The 24,033-nt window shown below is 52.4% G+C and carries 32 protein-coding genes; 19 read left to right on the forward strand and 13 right to left on the reverse strand.

The genetic code is table 11. The features are described from left to right. The first annotated feature begins 23 nt into the window (after window positions 1-23). A complete protein-coding gene (locus ACZ5TN_RS00410; RefSeq protein ID WP_054840517.1) occupies window positions 24-998 on the forward strand; it encodes an archaeosine biosynthesis radical SAM protein RaSEA in 975 nt (324 codons plus the stop codon). Window positions 999-1,042: 44 nt separating this feature from the next. On the opposite strand, the gene ACZ5TN_RS00415 is transcribed toward ACZ5TN_RS00410, so the two are convergent. From ACZ5TN_RS00415 to ACZ5TN_RS00425, 3 genes are all read right to left on the reverse strand, one after another. Next, window positions 1,043-1,513, reverse strand: a complete 471-nt coding sequence (locus tag ACZ5TN_RS00415; protein WP_464916830.1) for a hypothetical protein — start codon at window positions 1,511-1,513, stop codon at window positions 1,043-1,045. A gap of 9 nt (window positions 1,514-1,522) precedes the next feature. After that, window positions 1,523-2,224 (reverse strand): hypothetical protein, encoded by a 702-nt coding sequence (locus ACZ5TN_RS00420; protein ID WP_011250084.1) that lies wholly within the window; start codon window positions 2,222-2,224, stop codon window positions 1,523-1,525. A 120-nt stretch (window positions 2,225-2,344) separates the two neighbouring features. Next, entirely contained in the window at window positions 2,345-2,821 is a 477-nt protein-coding gene (locus ACZ5TN_RS00425; protein WP_011250083.1) for a hypothetical protein, read from the reverse strand. A gap of 363 nt (window positions 2,822-3,184) precedes the next feature. Here ACZ5TN_RS00425 and ACZ5TN_RS00430 point away from each other — a divergent pair, with 363 nt between their 5' ends. The 9 genes from ACZ5TN_RS00430 to ACZ5TN_RS00470 are packed head-to-tail and all read left to right on the forward strand — an operon-like array spanning window position 3,185 to window position 9,232. Beyond that, on the forward strand, window positions 3,185-3,457 hold the full coding sequence (locus ACZ5TN_RS00430) for a 2-oxoglutarate ferredoxin oxidoreductase subunit delta (protein WP_054840512.1): 273 nt from the start codon (window positions 3,185-3,187) through the stop codon (window positions 3,455-3,457). 3 nt (window positions 3,458-3,460) lie between these two features. Further along, entirely contained in the window at window positions 3,461-4,651 is a 1,191-nt protein-coding gene (locus ACZ5TN_RS00435) for a 2-oxoacid:acceptor oxidoreductase subunit alpha (RefSeq protein ID WP_464916831.1), read from the forward strand. Further along, complete coding sequence (locus tag ACZ5TN_RS00440; protein WP_464916832.1) at window positions 4,651-5,517, forward strand: 2-oxoacid:ferredoxin oxidoreductase subunit beta; 867 nt, start codon at window positions 4,651-4,653, stop codon at window positions 5,515-5,517. The genes ACZ5TN_RS00435 and ACZ5TN_RS00440 overlap by 1 nt, the downstream gene beginning before the upstream one ends. Continuing rightward, complete coding sequence (locus ACZ5TN_RS00445; RefSeq protein WP_464916833.1) at window positions 5,507-5,791, forward strand: nucleotidyltransferase family protein; 285 nt, start codon at window positions 5,507-5,509, stop codon at window positions 5,789-5,791. Before ACZ5TN_RS00440 ends, ACZ5TN_RS00445 begins: the two co-directional genes overlap by 11 nt. Continuing rightward, entirely contained in the window at window positions 5,788-6,183 is a 396-nt protein-coding gene (locus tag ACZ5TN_RS00450) for a HEPN domain-containing protein (protein ID WP_011250078.1), read from the forward strand. Before ACZ5TN_RS00445 ends, ACZ5TN_RS00450 begins: the two co-directional genes overlap by 4 nt. Next, window positions 6,173-6,685 (forward strand): 2-oxoacid:ferredoxin oxidoreductase subunit gamma, encoded by a 513-nt coding sequence (locus ACZ5TN_RS00455; RefSeq protein WP_464916834.1) that lies wholly within the window; start codon window positions 6,173-6,175, stop codon window positions 6,683-6,685. The genes ACZ5TN_RS00450 and ACZ5TN_RS00455 overlap by 11 nt, the downstream gene beginning before the upstream one ends. Further along, window positions 6,682-7,830 carry a 2-oxoacid:acceptor oxidoreductase subunit alpha gene (locus ACZ5TN_RS00460; protein WP_011250076.1) on the forward strand — a complete coding sequence of 383 codons (1,149 nt, stop codon included), beginning with the start codon at window positions 6,682-6,684 and terminating at the stop codon, window positions 7,828-7,830. Before ACZ5TN_RS00455 ends, ACZ5TN_RS00460 begins: the two co-directional genes overlap by 4 nt. Further along, window positions 7,830-8,675 (forward strand): 2-oxoacid:ferredoxin oxidoreductase subunit beta, encoded by an 846-nt coding sequence (locus tag ACZ5TN_RS00465; protein WP_464917413.1) that lies wholly within the window; start codon window positions 7,830-7,832, stop codon window positions 8,673-8,675. The genes ACZ5TN_RS00460 and ACZ5TN_RS00465 overlap by 1 nt, the downstream gene beginning before the upstream one ends. Beyond that, window positions 8,672-9,232 (forward strand): 2-oxoacid:ferredoxin oxidoreductase subunit gamma, encoded by a 561-nt coding sequence (locus tag ACZ5TN_RS00470; RefSeq protein ID WP_464916835.1) that lies wholly within the window; start codon window positions 8,672-8,674, stop codon window positions 9,230-9,232. The genes ACZ5TN_RS00465 and ACZ5TN_RS00470 overlap by 4 nt, the downstream gene beginning before the upstream one ends. Here the strand turns inward: ACZ5TN_RS00470 and ACZ5TN_RS00475 are convergent. Beyond that, window positions 9,213-9,512, reverse strand: a complete 300-nt coding sequence (locus ACZ5TN_RS00475; RefSeq protein ID WP_054840052.1) for a prefoldin subunit — start codon at window positions 9,510-9,512, stop codon at window positions 9,213-9,215. The two genes, ACZ5TN_RS00470 and ACZ5TN_RS00475, sit on opposite strands and share 20 nt — an antisense overlap. Window positions 9,513-9,549: 37 nt before the next feature. Then, window positions 9,550-9,984: a prefoldin subunit alpha gene (pfdA, locus tag ACZ5TN_RS00480; protein WP_464916836.1), complete on the reverse strand. Its 435-nt coding sequence runs from the start codon at window positions 9,982-9,984 to the stop codon at window positions 9,550-9,552. A 98-nt stretch (window positions 9,985-10,082) separates the two neighbouring features. On the opposite strand from pfdA, the gene ACZ5TN_RS00485 reads away from it, so the two are divergent. Next, on the forward strand, window positions 10,083-10,556 hold the full coding sequence (locus ACZ5TN_RS00485) for a DUF192 domain-containing protein (RefSeq protein WP_464916837.1): 474 nt from the start codon (window positions 10,083-10,085) through the stop codon (window positions 10,554-10,556). Here ACZ5TN_RS00485 and ACZ5TN_RS00490 read toward each other — a convergent pair. The 3 genes from ACZ5TN_RS00490 to ACZ5TN_RS00500 are packed head-to-tail and all read right to left on the reverse strand — an operon-like array spanning window position 10,553 to window position 11,530. Then, window positions 10,553-10,900 (reverse strand): 6-pyruvoyl trahydropterin synthase family protein, encoded by a 348-nt coding sequence (locus tag ACZ5TN_RS00490; protein WP_011250070.1) that lies wholly within the window; start codon window positions 10,898-10,900, stop codon window positions 10,553-10,555. The two genes, ACZ5TN_RS00485 and ACZ5TN_RS00490, sit on opposite strands and share 4 nt — an antisense overlap. Continuing rightward, window positions 10,897-11,337: a type II toxin-antitoxin system VapC family toxin gene (locus tag ACZ5TN_RS00495; protein ID WP_464916838.1), complete on the reverse strand. Its 441-nt coding sequence runs from the start codon at window positions 11,335-11,337 to the stop codon at window positions 10,897-10,899. The genes ACZ5TN_RS00490 and ACZ5TN_RS00495 overlap by 4 nt, the downstream gene beginning before the upstream one ends. A 7-nt stretch (window positions 11,338-11,344) precedes the next feature. Continuing rightward, window positions 11,345-11,530, reverse strand: a complete 186-nt coding sequence (locus ACZ5TN_RS00500; protein ID WP_367884482.1) for a hypothetical protein — start codon at window positions 11,528-11,530, stop codon at window positions 11,345-11,347. A gap of 89 nt (window positions 11,531-11,619) precedes the next feature. On the opposite strand from ACZ5TN_RS00500, the gene ACZ5TN_RS00505 reads away from it, so the two are divergent. After that, a complete protein-coding gene (locus ACZ5TN_RS00505) occupies window positions 11,620-11,877 on the forward strand; it encodes a hypothetical protein (RefSeq protein WP_464916839.1) in 258 nt (85 codons plus the stop codon). Window positions 11,878-11,935: 58 nt separating this feature from the next. On the opposite strand, the gene rlmD is transcribed toward ACZ5TN_RS00505, so the two are convergent. Both rlmD and ACZ5TN_RS00515 read right to left on the reverse strand, forming a co-directional pair. Continuing rightward, the gene (rlmD, locus tag ACZ5TN_RS00510; RefSeq protein WP_464916840.1) at window positions 11,936-13,201 is read right to left on the reverse strand and encodes a 23S rRNA (uracil(1939)-C(5))-methyltransferase RlmD; all 1,266 of its coding nucleotides are present in this window, start codon (window positions 13,199-13,201) and stop codon (window positions 11,936-11,938) included. Window positions 13,202-13,288: 87 nt separating this feature from the next. Next, window positions 13,289-14,248, reverse strand: coding sequence for a hypothetical protein (locus ACZ5TN_RS00515; protein ID WP_464917414.1), 960 nt, complete (start codon window positions 14,246-14,248; stop codon window positions 13,289-13,291). Between the two features lie 81 nt (window positions 14,249-14,329). Here ACZ5TN_RS00515 and ACZ5TN_RS00520 point away from each other — a divergent pair, with 81 nt between their 5' ends. From ACZ5TN_RS00520 to glmM, 7 genes are all read left to right on the forward strand, one after another. Continuing rightward, on the forward strand, window positions 14,330-15,274 hold the full coding sequence (locus ACZ5TN_RS00520; protein ID WP_464916841.1) for a ribonuclease Z: 945 nt from the start codon (window positions 14,330-14,332) through the stop codon (window positions 15,272-15,274). After that, complete coding sequence (locus ACZ5TN_RS00525) at window positions 15,271-15,954, forward strand: TraB domain-containing protein (RefSeq protein ID WP_464916842.1); 684 nt, start codon at window positions 15,271-15,273, stop codon at window positions 15,952-15,954. Before ACZ5TN_RS00520 ends, ACZ5TN_RS00525 begins: the two co-directional genes overlap by 4 nt. A 28-nt stretch (window positions 15,955-15,982) precedes the next feature. Further along, the gene (locus ACZ5TN_RS00530) at window positions 15,983-16,165 is read left to right on the forward strand and encodes a KH domain-containing protein (protein WP_011250063.1); all 183 of its coding nucleotides are present in this window, start codon (window positions 15,983-15,985) and stop codon (window positions 16,163-16,165) included. 67 nt (window positions 16,166-16,232) lie between these two features. Further along, window positions 16,233-16,802 carry a glucose-6-phosphate isomerase gene (pgiA, locus tag ACZ5TN_RS00535; protein WP_011250062.1) on the forward strand — a complete coding sequence of 190 codons (570 nt, stop codon included), beginning with the start codon at window positions 16,233-16,235 and terminating at the stop codon, window positions 16,800-16,802. Between the two features lie 49 nt (window positions 16,803-16,851). Further along, window positions 16,852-18,213: an ADP-specific glucokinase gene (locus ACZ5TN_RS00540; protein ID WP_464917415.1), complete on the forward strand. Its 1,362-nt coding sequence runs from the start codon at window positions 16,852-16,854 to the stop codon at window positions 18,211-18,213. 59 nt (window positions 18,214-18,272) lie between these two features. Beyond that, window positions 18,273-19,670 carry a mannose-1-phosphate guanylyltransferase/mannose-6-phosphate isomerase gene (locus tag ACZ5TN_RS00545; RefSeq protein ID WP_464917416.1) on the forward strand — a complete coding sequence of 466 codons (1,398 nt, stop codon included), beginning with the start codon at window positions 18,273-18,275 and terminating at the stop codon, window positions 19,668-19,670. A gap of 43 nt (window positions 19,671-19,713) precedes the next feature. Beyond that, window positions 19,714-21,084, forward strand: a complete 1,371-nt coding sequence (gene glmM / locus ACZ5TN_RS00550) for a phosphoglucosamine mutase (protein ID WP_464917417.1) — start codon at window positions 19,714-19,716, stop codon at window positions 21,082-21,084. Between the two features lie 60 nt (window positions 21,085-21,144). On the opposite strand, the gene ACZ5TN_RS00555 is transcribed toward glmM, so the two are convergent. From ACZ5TN_RS00555 to ACZ5TN_RS00565, 3 genes are all read right to left on the reverse strand, one after another. Further along, window positions 21,145-22,464: a hypothetical protein gene (locus tag ACZ5TN_RS00555; protein ID WP_464916843.1), complete on the reverse strand. Its 1,320-nt coding sequence runs from the start codon at window positions 22,462-22,464 to the stop codon at window positions 21,145-21,147. 109 nt (window positions 22,465-22,573) lie between these two features. Further along, the gene (locus ACZ5TN_RS00560) at window positions 22,574-23,377 is read right to left on the reverse strand and encodes an energy-coupling factor ABC transporter ATP-binding protein (protein ID WP_464916844.1); all 804 of its coding nucleotides are present in this window, start codon (window positions 23,375-23,377) and stop codon (window positions 22,574-22,576) included. After that, complete coding sequence (locus ACZ5TN_RS00565; protein WP_464916845.1) at window positions 23,374-24,033, reverse strand: energy-coupling factor transporter transmembrane component T family protein; 660 nt, start codon at window positions 24,031-24,033, stop codon at window positions 23,374-23,376. The genes ACZ5TN_RS00560 and ACZ5TN_RS00565 overlap by 4 nt, the downstream gene beginning before the upstream one ends.

The raw sequence follows: 24,033 nt of genomic DNA on the forward strand, positions 1-24,033 counted from the left end.
CCAAGCCCGCCTCAGGTGAGAGAATGACTTACTGGACGAGCGAGGACAACGTGGCCGGAAAGCCGGGGACGGCGCTCTTCATAATCCTGCCTACGATAGGATGCTACCGCTACCGTATAGGTCAGGCGTGCTACATGTGCTCCTATCCAACTGCCGCGCCTAAGGTAAAGTGGACTCAGGAAGCGATAGTGAACTACGTGAAGGAGGCCCTCGAGAAGATAGAGGGAACGGAGGGGCCGTTCGCGGTTAGAATGTTTACCTCGGGTTCATTCCTCGACAACGGTGAGCTTAAGCCTGAAACGAGGAGAAAAATCTTCGAAATCCTTGCGGAGATGGATAACGTCGAGGAGATCGTCATCGAGAGCAGGAGCGAGCTTGTTAGGTATGAAGCCGTTAAAGAGCTTGCCGAGATAGTCCCGGATAAACATTTTGAAGTTGCCATCGGTCTTGAGACGGCCAACGACGACGTGGCTGACGTTTCCATAAACAAGGGGAACACCTTTGCCGACTTTGTGAAAGCAGCAGAGATAACCCACAAGGCCGGCGCTAAAGTCAAAACATACCTTCTACTCAAGCCGATTTTTCTCTCCGAGCGCGATGGGATAGAGGACGCTAAAGAGAGCATAATCAAGGCCGAGCCTTACACGGACACCTTTTCCATCAACATAACAGACATCCAGAAGGGGACGCTCTACGAGAGGCTCTGGGAGAAGAAGGAATACCGCCCGCCGTGGCTCTGGAGCGCGGTGGAGGTTCTCATCTGGGCAAAGAGGAAGTTTCCCAACAAGAGAATCCTGAGCGATCCCGTTGGTGCAGGCTCGAAGCGCGGACCTCACAACTGCCTCACCGACTACGACAGAGTCATTGGAAAGGCCATAAAGAAGTTTTCAGCCACGCAGGACTTGAAGTACATAGAGAACCTGAAGCCCGAATGCAGAGATAGATGGGAGTACATAGTCGAGAACGGTCTCCTCGACTGGCAGCTGGTTACGTGGTGAAGCTCTCAGGACATGTTTGGTCTTCTCTTTCTCTGTTTCAAAACTCAACACGTGACGTGAAGTCCTGTGCTTATGATCATGAGAACCATCAACGCTGGGAAGAAGCCCTGGACTGCCAATAGGACTTTCTCCAGCTTTCCCTCTCCGAGAACAATGCCGCTCAGGATGGAGACGATGAGGACCCCCCACAGCCATTTAGTAGTCTCATCAGAAAAAATGGGCATCAGCACCACTGTGAGTATTGGCGCTCCTATTGACAAACCCGATTTTTTGAGAATAGGGCTCCTAATATAAACATACAATACGAGGAGGGCTATTGCCGGGAGGAGGACGAGAATGACGAAGATTGGAGTTGGCGAGTACCATATATGGCACGTAAAGATCCTGTCCCAGAGCTTAATACTCTCGCCTCTGATGTAGTATTTCTCCAGCCAGCGCTGGTAGGCAAGAAAAATCTCCCAAACGGTAGCCAAACCGAGAATGGAAAGATGTATGAGGAAATCTCGGAACTTCATGGGAATCCATCACCCCTCACTCAGGATTTCCGCAACTCTTAAAACGTCCTCATGACTCCCCTTCACTAGTATTAAGTAGAAGTTAGCATCGTCTTCAATTTCCAGAGCGAGCAGGGTATCGTCATCTCTCTCAAAGATCGCTCCCTTCTTGAGCTCTCTAACTTTGGTGTAGCCGGCTTTTTCGAGAGAGTCTAGGTACTCCGCAACGTACTCCTCGGGGTTCTTGGGGTATTCGAGGCGAAAAGCTTCCACTATTTTTGAATCCTCAGGATTCTCCGCATACTCAATCTTCGAGATCACGACGGAGGTCTCCTTGGGATATACATAGAGGGCTAAATAAACCTTACTGGAGAGTGTGATGCTCTCTGTGGAAGCTCCTGGCAGAACAAAGCCGATCCAGTTCTCTGAAAAGCCCTCCAGCCTCTTAAAGTAGCACTTCGGCTTTTTTTCGGTCCAGTTTAAGGGCTTGAAGTTGAAGAAGCCGACGAGTACGTGCCTCGGACTTCCATTTACAACCTCGTCGAGGGTTATTCCCTTAAACCCTGCCTCTGGAGGGAAGCCCGGACCGCTGACAATAGGAGGTTTGATGCCGCTCACGTTCACCGGCACCTTGGAGAAACAATGGATTTTCTCAGAAGGTTGGGAGACTTCCACAGCAATCAGTGCCCATATAACAACCAGCAATATGAAGGCAACATGGGGTCCTCTCATTGAACTCTCCTCCGTATGTTGTGAGTACGGCATCTTTCTTAAAAACATTATGGTTGTCTATCGTAAAATGATCCCTCTTTTTCATCGGTATTAGGACTTATATTGGTGCTGTATCCTACTTCACACCGCCACAGATGTTCCACCCCATACCATAACACAAATGATAAACGAAACTATGAATGATGTGGTTGCCCATACCAGTCTCTCCACTCTTTTTGTAGAGTAATTCAGTCTTATACCCATGCCTGGAACACTATACAAGACCGCAGAGGTTATTCCGGCCCCAGCCGGGGGAATCCATGACTTTTCGAAGAGGTCTAAGAGAAGGAGCGTTACCAGTACAACGGCAAGCGAAGGGATTCCAAATGCTACAAGTTCACCCCATTCCTTCCAGAGGCCAAGGATAATTGAGATTAGGAACGGCGCCGTTACGAGGAGAACGAAAGTTGCTGATGGACTAAAGTGGAAGGCACAGATCGGATGAGGACGAATCTGGAGGCAAGAAGCTCCGACGTAGTATTCTGAAGGGAGCAAAATCATGAGTAGGAACTCCCATGCGGGGAAGAGGAAGAGATAAAGGAGAGAGCGGGGCTTCATTTGCTCACCTCCACTTTGGAATTAACCATGTGGATTTACTCAGTTGGGTCACAATGTACTACTGTAATATAATAAGTTGTGAGTAGATATAAGATTTTCCATTTCATGATTATGATATTTAGTAATTATTTACAACTCTTATCGATTCAAAATACCGTGGGCCCATGAGGAACTTTGAACCTATGTGCCTGCGATTGTTATTGACGTGATGAATTTTCTTCTCTTTTCTGCTCCATGTCCTCTTGCTTTTTCGTGGGGTGTATAAACCCAACCAGTACATCTTTTGTGGACATTAATGTTCTCTCACGAAAGCTTTAAATGTTGACAAACGTAAACGGGGTTAGCAGATTGCGGGTGATGATTATGGCAGATGTCGAAACCAAGACGACCGTTGAAAAGGAAGGATACCTCGTTATCGGCAAGGCTGAGGGCATAGTTGAGATCGACATCGATACTTTTCTGTGCAAGGGATGTGGAATCTGCGTCGAGATGTGCCCGAGAAAGGTCTTTGAATGGAGCAAGGAGCTGAGCGAAAAGGGAGTCCACTACCCAGTCCCTGTTCACGCTGAAAAGTGCGTCAAGTGCAAGCTCTGTGAGTTGCTCTGCCCGGACTTCGCAATAGCGGTAAGGTGGTGAGGGATGATAATCCGCGGCGACGAGCCTGAACAGATCAGGCTCATCAAGAAGCTCTACAAACCCGGCAACTACTTCATGCAGGGCAACGAGGCCGTTGCCTACGGAGCTATCTTCGCCGGTTGCCGCTTCTACGCTGGCTACCCAATAACCCCCTCAAGCGAAATAGCCGAGACGATGGCGAGGGAGCTTCCAAAGCTCGGTGGCTACTATCTCCAGATGGAGGATGAGATAGGGAGCATAGCGGCGATGGTCGGTGCATCCTGGACGGGCCTCAAGGTCATGACGGCAACCGCAGGCCCAGGTTTCTCGCTCATGCAGGAGAACCTTGGATACGCGGTCATGACTGAAACACCATTAGTTCTCGTTGATGTCCAGAGGAGCGGCCCATCAACCGGCCAGGCCACCAAGGGAGCGCAGGGGGACTTCTTCCAGGCGAGATGGGGGACCCACGGCGACCACCCGATTGTGGCGGTCTCACCGACGAGCGGGCAGGATGCTTTCTGGGAGACAATCAGGGCGTTCAACATAGCCGAGAGGCTCAGGACTCCAGTCGTTATGCTCTTCGACGGTGTTCTCGCTCACACAAGGGAGCTCGTCAAGATACCCGATGTGGAAGAGGTCGAAATTACCTACCGCAAGCTTCCGCAGAATGAAGAAGAGGCCAAGCTTCCCTTTGGAGACCCGCACGGCGACGGCGTTCCGCCGATGCCCCTCTTCGGCCACGGCTACTTCACCCACGTCACGGGTTCAACGCACAAGGAGAATGGCCTTCGTGATGTCTACACCCCCGAAGTCCACGACAGGCTCGTGAGGAGACTTCACAGGAAAATCGAGCAGAACAGGCACGTCTATGAAAAATACGAGGAACACTTCACGGACGACGCGGAAATTCTCGTCGTCAGCTGGGGCGTAACGGCAAGGCCAGCCCTCGGGGCAGTTCTAAAAGCTAGGGAAGAGGGCATCAAAGCCGGGCTATTCGTACCCAAGACAGTCCACCCGTTCCCGGGGGAGAGGATGAGGGAGCTCGGAAAGAAAGCCCGGGCCGTACTCGTCCCTGAGATGAACCTCGGCCAGATGATACTGGAGGTTCAGAGGTATGTCAACGACGACGTTCTCCTCAAGGGCGTGAACAAGATCGGCGGCGTTCCGCTCACAGTTAAGGAAATTCTCCGCGAGATTAGGGGTGTTGCCTGATGGCGAAGGAAATCTACTCACGCTATCCTATGGTCAAATACTTGAGAAAGGAGGCCCTTCCCACTGCCCTCTGCCCCGGCTGTGGGGGTGGAACCGTCCTCAACGCCTTCGCAAACGCCGTTGACCAGCTCAGGATAGACCCGAAAGACCTAGTTGTTGTCAGCGGTATCGGCTGTTCCGCCTGGATAGCCTCACCGTATTTCCTCGCCGATACTCTTCACACTACTCACGGAAGGGCCATAGCCTTTGCAACCGGCGTTAAGGTCGGACTTCCCGACAAGAAGGTCGTCGTAATAAGTGGAGACGGTGATCTGGCCAGCATAGGCGGGAACCACCTCATCCACGCCGCGAGGAGGAACATCGACATAACGGTCATCTTAGTTAACAATATGATATACGGAATGACTGGCGGCCAGGTTGCCCCAACTACGCCCTTCGGTGCAAAGACGACGACAACTCCCTACCGCAACATAGAACACCCGCTTCAGATAAGCGAGACGGTGGCTGCCGCTGGGGCCTCCTACGTCGCCCGCTGGACAACGGCCCACGTTTACCAGCTCATTGAGAGTATAAAGAAGGCCCTCCAGGTTAAAGGATTCTCGCTCGTTGAAGTTGTCTCCCAGTGTCCCGTCCAGTTCGGAAGGAGGAACAGGATGAAGGAACCCGCCGAGATGCTCCGCTGGTTCCTCAAGAATTCAGTTCCCATAAGCAAGGCGAAGAAGATGTCGCCAGAAGAACTTGAGGGCAAGTTCGTCATCGGGGAGTTCGTGAACAGGGAGAGGCCGGAGTTCGTTAGCGAGCTCAACAAGCTGATAGATGAAGTTCAAGAGCACTTTGGGCTTAAGGGTGAAGATGATGGAGTTTGAGGCCATCGGCAGAAGGCTGAGGGAGGCCTTTGGTGACAGGGTTGAGGAAGTAATCATCTTCGGTTCAAGGGTTAGAGGGGACCACAGAGAAGACAGCGACCTCGACGTTCTTCTCGTCCTCAAAGATGAGATAAAGGCTGAGGACTGGGACGAGATAGGAAAGCTGAGTGCGGAGCTCACCCTCGAGCTCGGGATCTCGGTCATGATAGTGCCCCACACTTCCAAGAAGGACAGCCTCTACAACACGGCAAAAACGGAGGGAATCGCAGTATGAACGCGGATGAGATCAGGGCGCTCCTCAGAAAAGCCGAAGAGAGGCTCGCTGCTTCAAGGGAGCTTTTTGAGAGGGGCCACTACGCCTTCGCCATCTCAAGCGCCTACTACGTTATGTTCTACTGCGCGAGGGCGCTTCTCCTCTCCAAGGGCATAACGCCGAAGAGCCACGCTGGAGTTCATGCCCAGCTCGGAAAAGAGTTCGTGAAGACCGGGGAAATGCCCGCGAGGCTTTACACGGGCTACTCAAAAGCCCTCAACATGCGCCACACTGCCGATTACGATGCTTTCGTCGAGTACACTGAAAGGGACGCGAGAGAAGTTTTGAGGTATGCTGAGGAGTTTTTGGCTTTCACAAAATCTTATCTGGAGGGTAAGAACGATGCAGATTAGACTCGCTGGTATAGGTGGCCAGGGCGTCGTCCTGGCCGGTGTCATCCTCGGTGAAGCGGCAGCTATTGAGGGCCTCAACGTCCTTCAGACGCAGGACTACAGCTCGGCCAGCAGGGGCGGCCACTCGATAGCGGACGTGATAATCTCTAAAGAACCCATCTACGACGTGATGGTCACCGAGGCGGATGTCCTGGTTGCCCTTCACCAGCTCGGCTACGACACCGTTAAGGACTCTCTCAAAGAGGGCGGCCTCCTCATCATTGACACCGACCTCGTTAAGCCCGACAGGGACTACGTGGGTGCTCCGTTCACGAGACTTGCCGAGGAAACGACGGGACTTGCTCTGACAGTCAACATGGTGGCCTTAGGTTACCTTGTTGCGAAGACAGGCGTTGTGAAAAAGGAAAACGTTGAAGAGGCCATAAGGAGGCGCGTCCCGAAGGGAACCGAGGAGATAAACCTCCGCGCCTTCAGGGCAGGTTATGAGGAGGGATTGAAATGAGATACCCGTTTCCCGTTGGAAAGGCTGACTTTATCCAAGGCGATGAGGCCATAGCGAGGGCGGCCATCTTAGCCGGATGCCGCTTCTACGCTGGCTACCCGATAACACCCGCCAGCGAGATATTCGAGGCGATGGCCCTCTACATGCCGCTCGTTGACGGCGTGAGCATACAGATGGAGGACGAGATAGCGAGCATAGCGGCCATCATCGGAGCCTCCTGGGCCGGAGCGAAGGCGATGACAGCTACTTCCGGGCCGGGGTTCTCACTCATGCAGGAGAACATTGGCTACGCTGTGATGACCGAGACTCCAATTGTGGTCGTAGACGTCCAGAGGGGTGGACCGAGCACGGGTCAGCCAACGCTTGCCGCCCAGGGCGACATAATGCAGTCGATCTGGGGCACCCACGGCGACCACACCCTCATAGTGCTTTCTCCATCTACCGTCCAGGAGGCCTTCGACTTCACGATAAGGGCATTCAACCTAGCCGAGAAGTACAGGACTCCGGTTGTTCTTCTCACCGACGCGGAAGTGGCCCACATGAGGGAGCGCGTTTACATCCCGAACCCGGACGATATCGAACTCGTTTACCGCAAACTCCCGCAGAACGAGGAAGAAGCAAAGCTTCCCTTCGGCGATCCACACGGCGATGGAATTCCGCCGATGCCGATCTTCGGAAAGGGCTACCGGACGTACGTCACGGGACTGACCCACGACGAGCGCGGAAGGCCGAAGACCGTTGATGCGGAAGTCCACGAGAGGCTCATAAAGAGGATCATCGGCAAGATAGAGAACAACAAGCACGACATAATCAGTTATGAAAAGTTTGAGCTCGACGATGCGGATGTTGCGATAGTCTCTACAGGTATCGTCTCCCGATCCGCCATCAGGGCCGTCAAAATCCTCCGCGAGAAGGGCATCAAGGCCGGACTGCTCAAGCTCAACACGATATGGCCCTTCGACTTCGACATGATGGAGGAGCTGGCCGAGCAGGTGAAGAAAATCTTCGTTCCAGAGATGAACATGGGGCAGCTCTATCACCTCGTCAAGGAAGGAGCGAACGGAAAGGCCGAGGTTGAGCTGATAAGCAAGATAGGCGGCGAGGTTCATACTCCAATGGAGATAGTCGAGAGGGTGGTGGGATGATGTACCTGAAGTCCGCTTACGAGATACGCGAGAAATATCTGAGAAAGGACATGCTCCCGACGATATTCTGTCCGGGCTGTGGTATAGGCTCGGTCCTCCAGTTCACGCTCAGGGCAATAGACGACCTTGGCCTGAACCAGGACGAGGTAGTATGGGTGAGCGGTATTGGCTGTTCCTCCCGCGTTCCGGGGTTTGTTAACTTCGATGGCCTTCACACGACTCACGGAAGGGCTTTAGCGTTCGCAACGGGAATAAAGCTGACCAACCCGGACCTCAAGATAATAGCCTTCATGGGAGACGGAGACGCAGCAGCTATCGGCGGAAACCACCTCATCCACGCCATAAGGAGGAACCTCGACGTCACCGTTATCCTCATCAACAACTTCACCTACGGAATGACTGGCGGCCAGGTTGCCCCGACGGCACTCAAGGGTCTCAAGGGGACGACCGCTCCCTACGGCCAGTTCGAGAACCCGTTTGACATAGCCCAGCTCGCGGTTTCTGCCGGGGCCAACTACGTGGCCAGGTGGACGGTCTTCAACTACCTCCAGGGCATAAACAGCATAAAGAAGGCGCTCCAGAAGGAAGGCTTCACGCTCGTGGAGTTCCTCTCGCCATGTCCGATCAGCTTCGGAAGAAGGAACAGGATGAAGACCGCCCCGGAGCTCATCCGCTGGTACCAGAAGATAACCGTCCCGCTGGCAAAGGCCAAGAAAATGTCCCCAGAGGAGCTTGAGGGCAAGATAGTCATTGGCGAGTTCGCCGACAGGGACAGGCCGGGGCTCGTTAGGGAGTACCGTGAGTACATAAAGAGGGCCAAGAAGATGATGGGGTGGGAAGAATGAGGAAGGAAGTCCTATTCAGCGGTTTCGGTGGTCAGGGTGTCATCCTCGCGAGCGTTATCCTCGGAAGGGCAGCAGCTGTTTATGAAGGTCTCTACGCCGTCCAGACCCAGGCTTATGGACCAGAATCAAGGGGTGGTGCGAGTAAGGCTGAGGTGGTCATCAGCGACGAGCCGATAGACTACCCCAAGACCCTCAGCCCCGACTACGCGGTCTTCTTCTCCCAGGAGGCCTACACCAAGTACCTCCACACCGTCAAAGAGGGTGCAAAGGTCATCGTAGAGAAAGACCTCGTCCCGCACAGGGACCTTGAGTTCGAGAAGAATCTCGATGTTTTGGCGCTCCCGCTTACTGAGATAGCGGAGGAGACCACCGGCCTGAGCCTGACGATGAACATCCTCACCCTTGGCGTCCTGACGGCCTGGACTGAGATAGTGAGCAGGGAAGCGATAGAAAAGGCCGTCCTCGATGCCGTTCCAAAGGGGACGGAGCAGATCAACCTGAGGGCCCTTCACAAAGGGTTTGAACTCGGAGAGAAGGCTAAGAGAGGGGAGCTTTGAGTTTTGACAGCTCTTCCATTATTTCCTTCTCCCTTTTCTTGAGCTTCTCTATCTCTCTCTTGTAGACGAGCCTGCTCCTCTCGATGTGCTCTATGGCTTCATCCTTGGTTATCTCAACCAGAAGGTCGCTGAAGGCTCTGTAGATTCTCCTCTCGGATTTTAGAGAAGTTATTATTCCTTCGGCGTATTCAAGTTCCTTCATTTTCAGCTCAAGACTCTGCCTGAGGGTTCTTATCTGCTGGAGCTCTAGCTGAAGTTCGTAGGCCCTAACGGCCTCCATAGAAACCACCTCCAAACAAAAAAGGGGTGGTGGGAAGTCACTCCTTCTTCTCAGGCTGCATCTCCTGGAGCTCCTTGAGGAGCTCGTTAACCTTCCTGGTGTCCTCCTCAATCTTCCTCAGCAGGGCCAGGCGGAGGTCCATGAGGGCCTTGATTCTCTTCTCGATGTTTTCCCTGGCCTCGTCAACGGTTGCCCCAACGAGTATTCCCGCCCCAACGTCCATGATGACATCGTCCGGATTCTCGATCTTACCCCTGATTGCCACACCGCTTCCGAGTGGGATGTAGATTTCTTTGCCCTTGCCCTTCTCCTTGAGGTATGCTAGGGTCGCGTCAACCGTCCTGAGGTCAGTTATGGTAGCGTCAATAACGCCGACCTGGCTCCTGAGGTACTCAATCTCGCCAAGGTAGCTCCTAATCTCGTCCTGAATCTGCTCAAGGGTTCTGGTCTTCTTCTCCTCGGCCATTCCCATCACCCCCTCAAACTTTTTCTTACCCATTGTTAAAATAACTTTTGGTATTTAAAAGTTTTTTGGTAAGGCTTATTAAAGATGGTCTTGAACGCATCATCATGATAATCAACGAGACTAAGGGGAAAGCATGGCACGGAAGAGTCAAGCTTGCGGATACCTTCTTCAAACGGTTTAGGGGGCTTATGCTGGTCAAAAACGTTAACCATGCACTGGTTTTCGTCCTCCCAGCTGAAACGCGGGCAAACGCTTCAATCCACATGTTTTTCATGCTGAGCGACATCGACGTTATCTGGCTTGACTCCTCCAGGAGAGTAGTGGACTTTAAGACTGCAAAGAAGTGGCGTCTCTACACTCCGAAGAAAGCCGCCCAGTACATAATCGAAGGCCCCGTTGGGCTGATAAGAACCCTTGAGGTGGAGGAAGGGGACTTAATAAGCTGGACGCCTACCGAAGAAAGGGAGAAGGCAGTTCCAGTCAAGTCGCTAATTCCAGGAAAAATAAACTTAAACGGCTCCAAAAACAGTATTGCAATGGTTGAAAGCGTTAAAGAAGTAAAAGCCAATGAGGTTTAGAACTCAAACTCGACTCCGTTCTCGTCGCCCTCCCAGAGGACTATGCGCTTGAGCTGCACTCCTCCAGGAAGTTTCTCCTGAATCTCTTCTGCTATCCAGAGGGCGATGTTCTCTGTTGTCGGGTTCTTAAAGAGGGAGTTGAGGTTTTTGTGGTCGAGTTCCTTTATTATGTTCTCCACAATTCTCCGAAGCTCCAGAAAGTCCATTACATAGCCGTTCTTAAGCGGGCCTTCAACGGCGACCTCCAGCCGGAAGGTATGACCATGTATCTCCTCTGCTTGACCATCTATGATGACCGCATGGGCTGCCTCAAACTTGAAGCGCTCGACGACGCGGGATTTCATGGCTGCACCTCCAGCTCATTTAGATATGACACTAGTAATATGCCTTCTCTGTTACAAGCATCTGAGAAATCTGAATCAAGAGATACTAAGGCCTCTATTCCGTAGTATTCTGCAGTGGCAAGCAGAAGAGCATCGTTAGGCAGCAGACCGTACTCAGAAGACAGCCTAACGGCAATAGTGGCTACATCATAATTAACCTCAAGAAAGTCGGGTATTGCAAGGAGAGGTAGAACAACCTCCTCAAACTCCTGCACGGCAGATTTAACGAGTTCGGGTTTCTTTTTGGCCTTCCAGTAAGGGCCGACCTTAATGCGGAGATAATGGTAAAAAACCTCGCTGAAAACAACGTCGTTTATGAAAACCCGCCAGTTTGAGTGAAACAGCTTCGTGAGGAGGTTTTCTGCGGTAGTATTGCCTTTAAGGGCTTCAATGAACACATTACTATCAACTAGAAAGCTCCTCATAGAGCTCAGCCTCCAGCTCGCGCCAGGACTTCTCGGACTTTATGGAGCCAAAAGCCCGTTGGAGGACGTCATCAAGGTTCGCTCTTGCTCTTGCTCTGAGCTCGTCCATTTTAGCCCGCCACTCTCGGTTGAGGGATACATATCCAGTTTTCTCCACTTCTCCCACCAGTGGTGAATTAGAACCGAAGTAAATAAAACTTTCTTACCAAAAGGCTAATCTGTGGGTAGAGATACTATTCAGTTTGGGTGAGGTCTATGGGCTGTGGGATGGCCGTTGATGCAAACCGCGTCATAGCTGGTGGCGTTCTGGTCTTCGTCGAACCCGAAACATTTAGGAAGTTTCTGGAGCTGAAGGAGAGGCCCTTTGTCATAGTCGGTGAAACGGGAGGATTCAAGAAGGTCAAGCTTACCATGACGACCTACGATGGGGCGCTGATAACAACCCGGGGCGAAGTTGAGCTGTCTGAGACTGCAATAGTCGTAAAGGCTAGGGAGCTTTCCCTTGGGAAATGACTCCATTGGGCAACGACGAGCACAAGATATTAGGAAAAAGCCGAGTTAGAGCGGAACATTAATGCTTCCTTTTTAAGCTTATCACGGCTTCAACATGTGGCGTGTGGGGAAACATATCTATCAGCACGGCATCCTCTATGGTGTATGCCTTCTTCAGGTGGTTCTCATAGTCTAGCTTGAAGGCCTTCGGGTTGCAGGAGACGTAGACGACTTTTCCTATCTCACTTCTCGCGAGGGTTTCCGCTACCTCCTTTAGCCCCTTTCTCGGGGGATCAACGACCACCGTGTCGTACTTCCCTATCGGGGTCTCCTCCGCCCTCCCAACTTTGAAGGTTGCATCAACATTGTTAATCTCGGCGTTCTTATTGGCTATCTCAACGGCGAACGGGTTGAGTTCAATGCCTTCAACCTGGAATCCTTTCTTTGCCAGCCACACTCCAAACGTCCCAACTCCAGCGTACAGGTCTAAAATCCTCTCTCCGGAGGCAAAATTCTCGACGGCCTTAATGAGGAGCGGAAGGGCGTAGCTGTTGGTCTGGAAGAAGCTGTTGGGATGAATAAGGTACGTGACTTCCCCAATTCTCTCGTGGATGTAAGGCGATCCGCCAATTAGTTGGGGCTCACCCCTTGGGTCGTCTCTCTTATCGGTCTTGACGCTCCAGTATAGAGAATCTGCGAATGAGAAGTATCCTAAGAACGCCTCCGTCGTGTTGGGGGAAGGAGGGGAGTGGGATATCAAGTTTACCATTATCTCTCCCGTGAACTTTCCCTCCTTCACCTGGAGGTAGTGAACGTCTCCAGTTTTTCTCTTCAAATCCCAGGGCTTCAAGCCAGTCTCGGCGAGAAAGCTTCTCAGAGCACGTAGATAATCTAGCGTTTTTTCTGAGAAAACGGGACACTCAAAGAGATCTTCCACGTCGAAAGGATTTCCATACTTTTTAAGTCCAATGCCTGTCGTTGAAACGATGAAGTTGCTAACGTTTCTGAAGCCCCAAACTTTTGGAGAGCCCTTTATATCGGCACTTATCCCAGTGATCTTTTCAAAAAGCTCGACTTTGAGCCGCAACTGCTCCTTGTACTTCAACCCCTGCCAGAGGCATCCCCCGCAGAATCCGAAGTGTCTGCACCTCGGGCGCTGGCGGAGTGGGGAAGGATCGAGGAGTTCAAAATCCGTAACAATTCTCCTTCCAAAGCGGCGTTTTACTCTTCTGGCCTTTACAAAATCATAAGGATATGCAAATGGAACGTAGAGGGGTTTCTCTTCCCGCCTCAGTATGCCCAGCCCATCCTCGCTTAAGTCCCAAATCTTTCCTTGAATCTTCATGCCCCTCACTACTCTGTAGTTTTTTAAGAGCTTCCCGCAGGACCAAAAAGAAGTTGAGTATAAAAATTAAGTGGCAAAAATGGAACATCAGAGCTCGGCTTCCCCGAGCAGTTCGAGCATCTCGAGGAGGCGTGGGTCTTTCACTTTCTCGATGGCCTTCTTAACTTCCTCATCTTCGATCTTGCCGTCCTTAAAGAGTGCCAGAGCCTTGACTGCCTCGAAGAAGTCCCTCCACTCAGGGAACGCCTCTATAAAGGTGTCCATGTTCAGGTAAACCGTCTCGAAGTCGTCGTCGAGGAAGAGCTGCCACAGAACGTCCATAAGCGCCCCGAAGGCTATGTCTTCGTAGTCAGTACCCCTGCCATAGACCAGGGCGTACAGGCACTCTTGGAGTGCCGCCTCATAATCTTCGTACTCTTCAAATATTTCCTCAAAGCTCAGGTGAGCCTCAACGAGGAGCTCTCTGTCTTCGAGTATCTTCGGCAGGACACCTGCGATTATGGCTTTGCCCCTGTACGTGTCCCCGGCCTCGAAGGTTACGTAGCCCTTGTATATTCTGAGCCTTAGAAGCTCCCTTTCGTCCCCCATCTTCTCGTACAGTTCCTCTGCCTTCTCGATGAGTTCCAGGGCCTTCTCATACTCCTGAATCTCCTCGTGTATCATGGCCATGCTGTAGTATATCCTTGCAGCGTGCTCAACGTTACCCTTGGCAACCTCTTCCTCAAGAAGCCCCCTGAACAGCTCCAGGCTCTTTTCAAGCTCTCCTATGAGGTAGTACAGGTCGGCAAGGTGGAATTTAAGCTCGAATTCATCCTTCTCCTTTGCAAGCTTCTCGAACTCGCTTATCTTGTCGATTCCCAGTATCTCGTGGTAGTAGTAGAGCACCAGCTTGTAGAGCTCCCAGTCGTTGCACTCCTTGGCGATCTCCTCGGCCTTTTCAAGGACTTCTTTGAGCTGTTCATCGCTCAGGTCGTCCACCCTGTAGTAGAGAACCCTCTTGAGTTCCCCACAGTTTTTCTCCTGGATGGCTTTCATCAGCTCTTCCATGTTTTTCACCATATCTGGTTAGCCCTCAGAATATTTAACGCTTTGGCTTAGGTTTTTAACCCCTGGCTGAAACTATAGACCATGCTTGAAGTCTTCTTCCTCGGTACCGGCGGCATAATGCCGACGCGCGAAAGGAACGTCCCAGCCATAGCTCTCCGCTACAAGGGCGAGATAATCCTCTTCGACGCCGGAGAAGGTACGATAAGACAGATGAACACGGCAAAGCTCAGCCCGATGAAGGTTGATAAAATCTTCATAACCCACTTCCACGGCGACCACTACCTAGGAATTCCCGCGCTGATCCAGACCATGAACCTGTGGGACAGGCAGAAGCCCCTCCACATCTACGGGCCGAAGTACACCTTCCAGTTTGTCCAGAACCTTCTGAACAGCGGCTTTTTCAGGCCGGGCTTTGATATCCACGTCCACGAGCTTGGAGAGACGAGGCTGAAGTTCGGAGACTACGAGATATGGAGCTTCAAGGTTGAGCACGGTATTCCTGCCCTCGGCTACGTCTTCAAGGAAAGGGACAGAAGGGGGAAGTTCCTGAAGGAGAAACTGAGGGAGTACGGGCTTGAGGAGGGCCCGATACTTGGAAAGCTTGAGAGGGAGGGCAAAATAGAGTGGAACGGCAGGATAATCCGGCTTGAAGACGTGACAGGGCCAAGAAGGAAAGGTTTAAAGATTGTTTACACCGGCGACACGGAGCCCTGTGAGAGAGTGAAACTCTTTTCCGAGAGAGCAGACCTGCTCATCCATGAGGCGACTTACCTGAACCCTGGAGACAGGGGAGACAGCTACCACTCAACCGTCGAAGAGGCCTGCGACACTGCAAGAAGGGCTAAGGTGAAGATACTTGCACTGTTCCACAGGGCCTTCCGCTACAGTTATGGAGAATACCTCGAAGAAGCCCTCAAGATATGCGAAAGCCTTGGAGTTAGGGCAGTAGTCCCGAGAGACTTCGATGTCATAACTTTCAAATCGGGCACGTGGGAGCTTAGAAACCTTCTGGAGGAGAGAGAATGAACTACCTACGTTATGTCAAAATAATAGGGACGATGCACGTTTCGCCAAAGAGCAGGGACGAGGTCTTCAGAACAATATTGAAGGAGAGACCGCACGCCGTTGCCGTTGAACTTGACAGGGCTCGATTTATCGGAATGCAGCAGAAAATAGAAATGACCCTCTCTGACTCCCTCAGGCTCGGAAGAAAGGGCGTGATAAACTACGTCCTCGCCAAGGTCGAGGAGAAGCTCGGTGAGACGTTCGGAATGGCTCCGGGTGAGGAGATGACGGCAGCGATAGAGGCCGCCCGCGCCATTGGAGTACCTCTCTACCTCATAGACGAGGACATAGGTCTTATTCTCGCCAAGATATCCCGCGCACCAGCGAGGGAAAAGCTCCTCATGGCGCTGGAATCCCTGGGGGTCTTCCTTCCCATCAAGGCCGTTGACATCGGCGACCCTTTTGAGGAATACCGCTGGATGATGCTGGAGTTCAGGAGGAGGTATCCGTACCTTTACCGCGTCCTGGTGGAGGAGAGGAACGAGGTAATGGCCAGAAACCTTATGATGATAGTCGATTCACTGCTCGCTGGGGGAGTAAAACGTCCGAAGGTTGTGGCGGTGGTGGGTCTGGGACACAAGCCCGGGATAGAACGCATTCTGAACAGAGGAAAGACTGAACCCGTTACTTTTATATTCTGAAACGTCAAGAACCTTTGGAGGGCCAGCCATGAAGGAGAGGCTTGAGAAGATGCTCAACGTGGAGATAATCAGGATCGAAGAGGCCGACGACAAGATAGTTGTCTACGTTCCCGCTGATAAAGTCAGGATTGCCGTCGGGAGCGGCGGTGCCGCTGTGAAGGCCGCCGAGCTCGTCATCGGCAAGAAGATCGAGGTCAGGCCTGCAGAGTGATATCACTCAGGGTGATAAAGAGGCTAAAGGTTAAATACCCACACTCCCTTTTTTTAACGGTGATACCATGGAGTACAAGCGCCCTATTGGTCTTGATATTGACCTTGAGACCGGAGTGATTCCCGGCGCTAAAAAGCTCGTCAGGAGGCTCAGCGACCTCAAGGGCTATTTCCTTGATGAAGAGGCCTACAACGAGCTCCTCAAGGAAGACCCGGTTGTCTATGAGGTCTACGCAATAGAGCAGGAGGAGAAGGAGGGCGACCTCAACTTCGCCACCACGGTTCTTTATCCGGGTAAGGTCGGTAAGGAGTTCTTCTTCACAAAGGGCCACTTCCACGCCAAGCCCGACAGGGCCGAGATATACTACGGCATCAAAGGGAAGGGAGGAATGCTCCTCCAGACGCCTGAAGGCGAAGCGGAATGGATTCCGATGGGGCCCGGAACCGTGGTCTACGTCCCGCCCTACTGGGCGCACAGGACTGTGAACACCGGAAACGAGCCCTTCATCTTCCTTGCGATATACCCGGCTGACGCCGGCCACGACTACGGCTCGATTAAGGAGAAGGGCTTCTCGAAGATAGTCATTGAGGAAGACGGGGAAGTCAAGGTCGTCGACAACCCACGCTGGAAGGAGTAGCCCGAAACCCTTATTAGTCCTATCTCTTTTTTCACTCTTGGTGATACATGTGGACTGGGATGGGCTTTACGCTTCTGCATTTGAGAGGATTCGCGACAACATAGGCAAGGTTGGAAACGTACTTCTGGCGTACAACACCAACATCGACGCAATAAAGTACCTCAAGAGCGAAGACCTTGAGAGGAGGATCGGAGCAGCTGGCAGAGAAGAAGTCCTTCCTTATTCAGAGAAGCTCCCCAAGAGGATAGAGAGCGTTCCTCAACTTCTAGGCTCAATTCTCTGGAGCATCAGGAGGGGCAAAGCTGCTGAGCTCTTCGTTGAGAGCTGTTCAACGCGCTTTTACATGAAGCGCTGGGGCTGGGACGAGCTGAGGATGGGCGGCCAGGTGGGGATAATGGCGAACCTCCTCGGTGGTGTTTACGGTGTCCCTGTCATAGCCCACGTTCCACAGCTCTCACGCCTTCAGGCAGAACTCTTCAAGGATGGGCCGATTTACGTGCCGAAGGTTGAGGGCGGGAAGCTTAAACTCGTCCACCCGAAGGAGTTTAAGGCCGACGAGGAGAACTGCATCCACTACATCTACGAGTTCCCCCGCGGGTTCAGAGTTTTTGACTTCGAGGCGCCGAGGGAGAACAGATTCATAGGCTCTGCCGACGACTACAACACCAACGTTGTTATAAGGCCAGAGTTTGAGGAGCATTTTGGGGAGATAGCTGAAAAGACCGAGCTGGCGATAATAAGCGGACTTCAGGCCCTAACTGAAGGGAACTACCGCGAGCCCTTCGAGACGATAAAGGAGCACCTTGACGTCCTCGAGGGGAAGGGCATTCCCGCCCACCTCGAGTTCGCCTTCACTCCCGACGAGACCGTGAGAAAGGAAATCCTTGGAGTTCTCGGCAAGTTCTGGAGCGTTGGCCTGAACGAGGTCGAGCTGGCCTCGATAATGGACGTGATGGGTGAAAAGACCCTCGCTGAAAAGCTCCTTGCCCATGACCCTGTTGACCCGATAGCGGTCACGGAGGCTATGCTTAAGCTCGCCGAGAAGACGGGAGTAAGGAGGATACACTTCCACACCTACGGATACTACCTGGCTTTAACCGACTACCGCGGCGAGTTCGTGAGGGACGCTCTCCTGTTCGCGGCCTTAGCGGCGGCTGCGAAGGCCAAACTGGGCGACGTCAGGAACATAGACGACGTCGTGAAGGCGATGGACGTCCCTGTGAACGAGAAGGCAAAGGGCGTTGAAGAGGCCCTCACTAAAGAGTACGGCATGGAGAACGGTATTGCGGAGGTTAACGGCTACCAGCTTGCATTCATTCCGACGAAGATCGTCGCCAAGCCGAAGAGCACCGTTGGAATAGGGGACACCATCTCAAGCTCGGCATTTGTGGGCGAGTTCGCTCTTCGTTAACCCCTTTCTTTATCCTTAAGAGTTATAAGAAGTGCTGTCAACTTGCTCCGGTGGGAATCATGAAGACTGTACTCCTCGCGGGTGGGAAGGGGACGAGGCTCTGGCCGCTCAGCAGGGAGCTGATGCCGAAGCAGTTCGTCCGCTTCCTCGACGATGAGAGCCTCTTCCAAAAAACAGTTGAGAGGGCACTGCTTTTCTCAAAGCCATCGGAGATATTCGTTGTGACCAACAAGGACTACCGCTTCAGGGTTATGGACGACCTCAGGGAGATTGGGATAGAGTTGCCCGCGGACAACATTCTGCTTGAACCCATCGGTAAAAACACCCTCCCCGCTATAGTCTGGGCGGTTCTTAAGATTGAGGAGAAGTTTGGACCTTCAAAGGTTGCCGTTCTTCCGAGCGACCACCTGATAGAGACAGGTGAAGCCTACGAAAGAGCCTTCGAGAACGCTGAGAGGCTTGCTGATAAGTTCCTGGTGACGTTTGGAATAAAGCCCAACAGACCCCACACGGGCTACGGCTACATAAAGCCCGGCGAGAGAATCGAAGAAGGCGGAAGGTTCCTCGGCTATAGGGTTGACGAGTTCAAGGAGAAGCCAGACCTCGAAACTGCCAAGAGGTACGTGGAAAGTGGATACTACTGGAACAGCGGCATGTTCGCGTTCTCGACGTCCCTCTTCCTTGAGGAGGTGGAAAAGCACGCGCCTGAAGTCTTGGAGGCATTTGAATCCAGTTCGAGCATAGAGAAGGCTTACGAGAAAGCCCCAGAGATAAGCATAGACTACGGTGTAATGGAGAAGACTGAGAAGGCAGCGGTCGTGCCGCTCAACGTTAAGTGGAGCGACCTTGGAAGCTTCGACGCGATTTACGAAGTCCTTGAAAAGGACGATGCTGGAAACGCAGTCCAAATTCGTGGTAAGAAGGGCTACCACATCGGCGTGAACTCGAAGAACAATCTGATAATGACTGAGAGGCTCACCGCAACGGTCGGCGTCAGCGACCTTGTTATTATAGACACTGGCGATGCCCTTCTCGTCGCCCACAGGGGGGAGACGCAGAAGGTCAAAGAGATCTACAAGGCACTCAGAGAGATGAACGACGAGAGGGCTATCGTGCATAGAACCGCCTACAGGCCTTGGGGAAGCTACACGGTTCTTGAAGAGGGCGACCGCTACAAGATAAAGCGCCTAACGGTTCTGCCGGGCAAGAAGCTTTCCCTTCAGATGCACTACCACAGGAGCGAGCACTGGGTCGTCGTTAGGGGAACTGCCAAAGTAATCGTCGGTGATAGGGAGCTTCTCCTCCGCCCCGGCGAGAGCACCTTTATCCCAGCTGGAGTCAAACACCGCCTTGAAAACCCTGGAAAGGTCGTTCTAGAGGTTATAGAGACTCAGATTGGGGAATACCTTGGCGAGGACGATATAGTCCGCTTCGTCGACGACTTTGGAAGGGATTAACCTTTTAATTTATTTATCACTCTCAGTGATAGGGGTGGTTGCAATGGGAAAGCTCTTTGGAACGTTTGGCGTTAGGGGGATAGCGAACGAGGAGATAACCCCAGAGTTCGCCCTTAAAATCGGCATGGCCTTTGGAACACTCCTTAAGAGGGAAGGTAGAGAAAGGCCGCTCGTCGTTGTCGGCAGGGATACGAGGGTGAGCGGTGAGATGCTCAAGGACGCCCTCATCAGCGGACTTTTGAGTACCGGTTGCGACGTCATAGACGTTGGGATAGCTCCAACCCCTGCAATCCAGTGGGCCACCAATCACTTCAATGCCGACGGTGGAGCGGTTATAACCGCCTCCCACAACCCGCCCGAGTACAACGGCATAAAGCTCCTTGAACCAAACGGCATGGGCCTGAAGAAGGAAAGGGAAGCAATCGTTGAGGAGCTGTTCTTCAGTGAGGACTTCCACAGGGCTAAATGGGACGAGATTGGTGAGCTGAGGAAGGAGGACATAATCAAGCCCTACGTCGAGGCGATAAAGAACAGGGTAGATGTGGAGGCGATAAGGAAGAGGAGACCCTTCGTCGTCGTTGACACCTCAAACGGTGCTGGAAGCCTGACCTTGCCTTATTTGCTCCGCGAGCTCGGCTGTAAGGTTGTTTCTGTCAACGCTCATCCAGACGGCCACTTCCCTGCCAGGAATCCCGAACCGAACGAGGAGAACCTCAAGGGTTTCATGGAGATCGTTAAAGCTCTTGGAGCTGACTTCGGCGTTGCCCAGGATGGGGACGCCGACAGGGCGGTTTTCATCGACGAGAACGGAAGATTCATCCAGGGTGATAAGACCTTTGCACTCGTTGCCGACGCAGTCCTTAGGGAGAAGGGCGGTGGTCTTCTTGTCACCACGATAGCGACTTCCAACCTCCTCGACGACATAGCGAAGAGGAACGGAGCCAAAGTTATGAGAACGAAGGTGGGTGATTTAATCGTTGCCAGGGCTCTTCTCGAAAACAACGGCACCATAGGCGGCGAGGAGAACGGCGGCGTTATCTTCCCTGACTTCGTGCTCGGCAGAGACGGGGCGATGACCACAGCTAAGATAGTTGAGATATTCGCCAAAAGCGGCAAGAAGTTCAGCGAGCTGATAGACGAGCTGCCGAAGTACTACCAGTTCAAGACGAAGAGGCACGTTGAGGGTGACAGGAAGGCTATAGTTGCCAAAGTGGCCGAACTCGCCAAGGAGAAGGGCTACAAGATAGACACCACCGACGGGACTAAGATAATCTTCGACGACGGCTGGGTTCTCGTGAGGGCAAGCGGAACCGAGCCGATAATCAGAATCTTCAGCGAGGCCAAGAGCGAGGAAAAGGCAAGGGAGTACCTTGAGCTTGGGATTAAGTTGCTTGAAGAAGCGCTTAAGGGCTGAAGCTCCCATCCTCTATATTTTTCCTTCCGCCAGCAAAAAAAAAAAGAAAATTAAAAGCTTTCAGCCGCTCTTTATGTAGAATCCCATCGGAATTTCCGCTGAGCATGAGCTGAACCATCCCGTCTTGAACTTGTACTTCTGGGAGCTTTTTGTGGCGTTGATCGTTATTGTAGGCCCATTTTCTTTTATTGTGCCATCTATGGAGATGCTTCCTGCATTCTCGTACTGGAGTGAAGCTGTGAGGCCCGCGACGGGAGCTGGTGCTCCGAACGCAACGGCAATGGCTCCTACAGGAATTCCTATACCAAATTTGACGCCGCAGTCCCCACTGGTGCCCTTCAAAAGGTATTTCAGAGTTATTCCTTTGTTCTCCTCGAGTGGATGTAATATGCCCTCCTTGGTAAATTTGAAGAATGTCCAGTCGAAACCGGGACTTCCAATAGATGCACCGCCATCTATTATGTATCCATGAACTCCCTTACTAGCTTTCACATCGTAGATACCGACGTCTATCCTCTCCCTACCGGTTTCACTGCATTTTGCTCCCTCGCAGAGGTACTCCTTTTCGTGTCTGTAGTAGGGTTTGGCCCAGATGTAGATATAACCCATCCTTCCCTTGGGAACGTCTACTATATCTCCAAAGTAATAGTTGCCCTCAACAGGAACCCACCTCTTTCCGTATATGTCTACTGAAGATGATAGCACATTTACTGGGTCTCCACTTCTGAACTTTTTCTCAAGGTCAATCCCGTAGGCGATGGTCGCTGAGAACTCCGTCTTGTACGATGCTTCCAGAGACACGGACCCCTGGAGCTCCCCCTTTCCGTTCCTGTTGTCAATGATGAGGATGGGAACCTTTACGTATTCTTCTGCTTCCCAGGAGTCATCTGCGGGCCTCCACTCGTAGTAGTACCACCTTTCGCGAGCAGGTTTTGGGAGAGGTTCTTTTTCGAGGAGCTCAACCGATACCCTCTTGGTAGCTCCCCTCAGGTCTTCCGCCGAGAGGAAGTCCGAGCCGATCCCCCTGTAGAGCTGGCCGTTTTCTCTGTCTATCACCCATACCGAGACCCTGATTCCGTAGCGCTTCTCCTCGCTTATGCTCGATAGGAACTTCCGGATGTCCTCAACTTTCAAGACACTCCTCGTCGTGTCGAACTTCCAGAACCCAGAGCGCTTGATCCGGTAGTGGCCGAGGGTCTTAATGCCGGAGGGCGTGGCAACGTCAATTTGAACCTGGATTTCGTAGTCTCCTGAAAAGCCCCTCAGCATCTTTCCGTTCTCGTCAGTCAATATTATTCTCATTCCTCCTTCAGGTGGCACCCATTCCGCTGATACAGTTGTTCCTATCAGGAGTGCTGTCAGTATTAGTACGCTAAGCATTTTTAAAATCCTTCTCATTAAAAGTCACCAAAATAATTAAAGTCAAAAGTATTTTTAAAGTTTTTGGCTATTAATAAGGATAAGAAAGGAGTTGGTTCACAGCAAAATGTCAATCCAAGTCGGAGACCTTCCACATTTTCAGCAGCTTAACCCCTTCTTCCACGCTCCGCGGAACCTTCAGGCCGAGCCTCAGGAAAAGCTCCACGAGCGGCGGCACGTCGAGGTTGTGCCCCCTAAGAAGTTCAGGGTTTCCGAGCACTTCTTCAGGAGAACCAACTTTCACGATTTTACCCCCGTCCATCAGCGCTATCCTGTCGCAGAGGAAGAGGTATTCTGCCTCGTGGCTTGCGAGGATGACTGTCTTCCCCTCCCGTTTCAGCCCAAGTATGATCTCCCTGACTGCCTTCTTGCCCCTAAAGTCGAGGTTCGCGAAGGGCTCGTCAAAGACGATTACTTCAGGCTCCATAGCCAAAACCGTCGCTATAGCTATCCTCTTCTTTTCGCCGAAGCTCAGCGCCTTCGTTTCCCTGTCAATGTAGTCGAGCATCCCAACCCTTGCGAGAGCCCATTCAACACGCTTTCTGAGTTCTTCGCCCCTCAGGCCGAGGTTGTATGGGCCGAAGGCAACGTCCTCGAACACTGTCGGAGAGAAGAGCTGGTCGTTTGGATCCTGGAAGACGAGTCCAACGGTCTTTCTCGCTTCCCTGGGCTTTTTAGCAGGGTTAATCCCGTTTATAATCACTTCACCCTTCTTCGGCTTTAGCAGTCCGTTGAGGTGCAGGATGAGGGTGCTCTTCCCTGCCCCGTTCGGCCCAAGGAGGCCAAAGGCTTCGCCTTTCTTGATCCTCAGGTTCACATCCCTCAGGACTTCTCTCCCGCCGTATGAGAAGTGAAGGCCTTTGATATCAATCACAGTATCAGTCCCCCTGCGGCGAGTGCCATCAGGACGACCGTTCCGGGTGTTGGCCTCGGCTCCTCAAAAACCGGAAACTCTCCAAAGCCCCTCGCGAGCATCGCCCTGTAAACCCTTCCACTCCTCAGGTAGGCCCTCACGAAGACCTCTCCAAAGAGGGAAGCGAGCTTCCTGTAGTATTCGGCCCTTCCCACACCGAAGGCTCTGGAATCGAGGGCCCGCTTCATCCTGGTAGTTTCCTCAACGAAGAGGTCAATGTAGCGGTAGGTGAAGGCGAGTGTGAGGATGAGAACCCTTGGAACCCTCAGGGCCTCCATTTCGGCTAGAATCCTCGTAAAACCCGCCGATTCAACGACGATCAGAGCTGTACCAGCCGAGAGGAAGGCCTTCCCCAGAAGGAGGAAGAACAAGCTCACTCCCTCTCTCGTCACATCCCCAAATGGAGTGCTAAAAATGGCCTCTCCAGGATTGAAGAGCGCGAGAAGGAAAAGAAATCCCTCAAAGCCGAGGAGGAAAGTGAGCTTTTTGAGGGTGCTTTTCTCCGGGCGGAATGCTACGACGACCGCCGCGAAAAGCAGGAAGAAGTAGACTAACTCGCCCAGGCTCTTCCTCGTCACGACCCCAAAAGCGTAGAGAAAAATAAAGGGCAGGTACAC

Source organism: Thermococcus sp. JCM 11816 (genome assembly GCF_055396515.1).

Excerpts from the sequence above, each read along its gene's own strand:
- ACZ5TN_RS00410 (WP_054840517.1), top strand. The coding sequence starts at position 24 with ATGACTTACTGGACGAGCGAGGACAACGTGGCCGGAAAGCCGGGGACG.
- ACZ5TN_RS00415 (WP_464916830.1), bottom strand. The coding sequence starts at position 1,513 with ATGAAGTTCCGAGATTTCCTCATACATCTTTCCATTCTCGGTTTGGCT.
- ACZ5TN_RS00420 (WP_011250084.1), bottom strand. The coding sequence starts at position 2,224 with ATGAGAGGACCCCATGTTGCCTTCATATTGCTGGTTGTTATATGGGCA.
- ACZ5TN_RS00425 (WP_011250083.1), bottom strand. The coding sequence starts at position 2,821 with ATGAAGCCCCGCTCTCTCCTTTATCTCTTCCTCTTCCCCGCATGGGAG.
- ACZ5TN_RS00430 (WP_054840512.1), top strand. The coding sequence starts at position 3,185 with ATGGCAGATGTCGAAACCAAGACGACCGTTGAAAAGGAAGGATACCTC.
- ACZ5TN_RS00435 (WP_464916831.1), top strand. The coding sequence starts at position 3,461 with ATGATAATCCGCGGCGACGAGCCTGAACAGATCAGGCTCATCAAGAAG.
- ACZ5TN_RS00440 (WP_464916832.1), top strand. The coding sequence starts at position 4,651 with ATGGCGAAGGAAATCTACTCACGCTATCCTATGGTCAAATACTTGAGA.
- ACZ5TN_RS00445 (WP_464916833.1), top strand. The coding sequence starts at position 5,507 with ATGGAGTTTGAGGCCATCGGCAGAAGGCTGAGGGAGGCCTTTGGTGAC.
- ACZ5TN_RS00450 (WP_011250078.1), top strand. The coding sequence starts at position 5,788 with ATGAACGCGGATGAGATCAGGGCGCTCCTCAGAAAAGCCGAAGAGAGG.
- ACZ5TN_RS00455 (WP_464916834.1), top strand. The coding sequence starts at position 6,173 with ATGCAGATTAGACTCGCTGGTATAGGTGGCCAGGGCGTCGTCCTGGCC.
- ACZ5TN_RS00460 (WP_011250076.1), top strand. The coding sequence starts at position 6,682 with ATGAGATACCCGTTTCCCGTTGGAAAGGCTGACTTTATCCAAGGCGAT.
- ACZ5TN_RS00465 (WP_464917413.1), top strand. The coding sequence starts at position 7,830 with ATGTACCTGAAGTCCGCTTACGAGATACGCGAGAAATATCTGAGAAAG.
- ACZ5TN_RS00470 (WP_464916835.1), top strand. The coding sequence starts at position 8,672 with ATGAGGAAGGAAGTCCTATTCAGCGGTTTCGGTGGTCAGGGTGTCATC.
- ACZ5TN_RS00475 (WP_054840052.1), bottom strand. The coding sequence starts at position 9,512 with ATGGAGGCCGTTAGGGCCTACGAACTTCAGCTAGAGCTCCAGCAGATA.
- pfdA (WP_464916836.1), bottom strand. The coding sequence starts at position 9,984 with ATGGGAATGGCCGAGGAGAAGAAGACCAGAACCCTTGAGCAGATTCAG.
- ACZ5TN_RS00485 (WP_464916837.1), top strand. The coding sequence starts at position 10,083 with ATGATAATCAACGAGACTAAGGGGAAAGCATGGCACGGAAGAGTCAAG.
- ACZ5TN_RS00490 (WP_011250070.1), bottom strand. The coding sequence starts at position 10,900 with ATGAAATCCCGCGTCGTCGAGCGCTTCAAGTTTGAGGCAGCCCATGCG.
- ACZ5TN_RS00505 (WP_464916839.1), top strand. The coding sequence starts at position 11,620 with ATGGGCTGTGGGATGGCCGTTGATGCAAACCGCGTCATAGCTGGTGGC.
- rlmD (WP_464916840.1), bottom strand. The coding sequence starts at position 13,201 with ATGAAGATTCAAGGAAAGATTTGGGACTTAAGCGAGGATGGGCTGGGC.
- ACZ5TN_RS00515 (WP_464917414.1), bottom strand. The coding sequence starts at position 14,248 with ATGGAAGAGCTGATGAAAGCCATCCAGGAGAAAAACTGTGGGGAACTC.
- ACZ5TN_RS00520 (WP_464916841.1), top strand. The coding sequence starts at position 14,330 with ATGCTTGAAGTCTTCTTCCTCGGTACCGGCGGCATAATGCCGACGCGC.
- ACZ5TN_RS00525 (WP_464916842.1), top strand. The coding sequence starts at position 15,271 with ATGAACTACCTACGTTATGTCAAAATAATAGGGACGATGCACGTTTCG.
- ACZ5TN_RS00530 (WP_011250063.1), top strand. The coding sequence starts at position 15,983 with ATGAAGGAGAGGCTTGAGAAGATGCTCAACGTGGAGATAATCAGGATC.
- pgiA (WP_011250062.1), top strand. The coding sequence starts at position 16,233 with ATGGAGTACAAGCGCCCTATTGGTCTTGATATTGACCTTGAGACCGGA.
- ACZ5TN_RS00545 (WP_464917416.1), top strand. The coding sequence starts at position 18,273 with ATGAAGACTGTACTCCTCGCGGGTGGGAAGGGGACGAGGCTCTGGCCG.
- glmM (WP_464917417.1), top strand. The coding sequence starts at position 19,714 with ATGGGAAAGCTCTTTGGAACGTTTGGCGTTAGGGGGATAGCGAACGAG.
- ACZ5TN_RS00555 (WP_464916843.1), bottom strand. The coding sequence starts at position 22,464 with ATGCTTAGCGTACTAATACTGACAGCACTCCTGATAGGAACAACTGTA.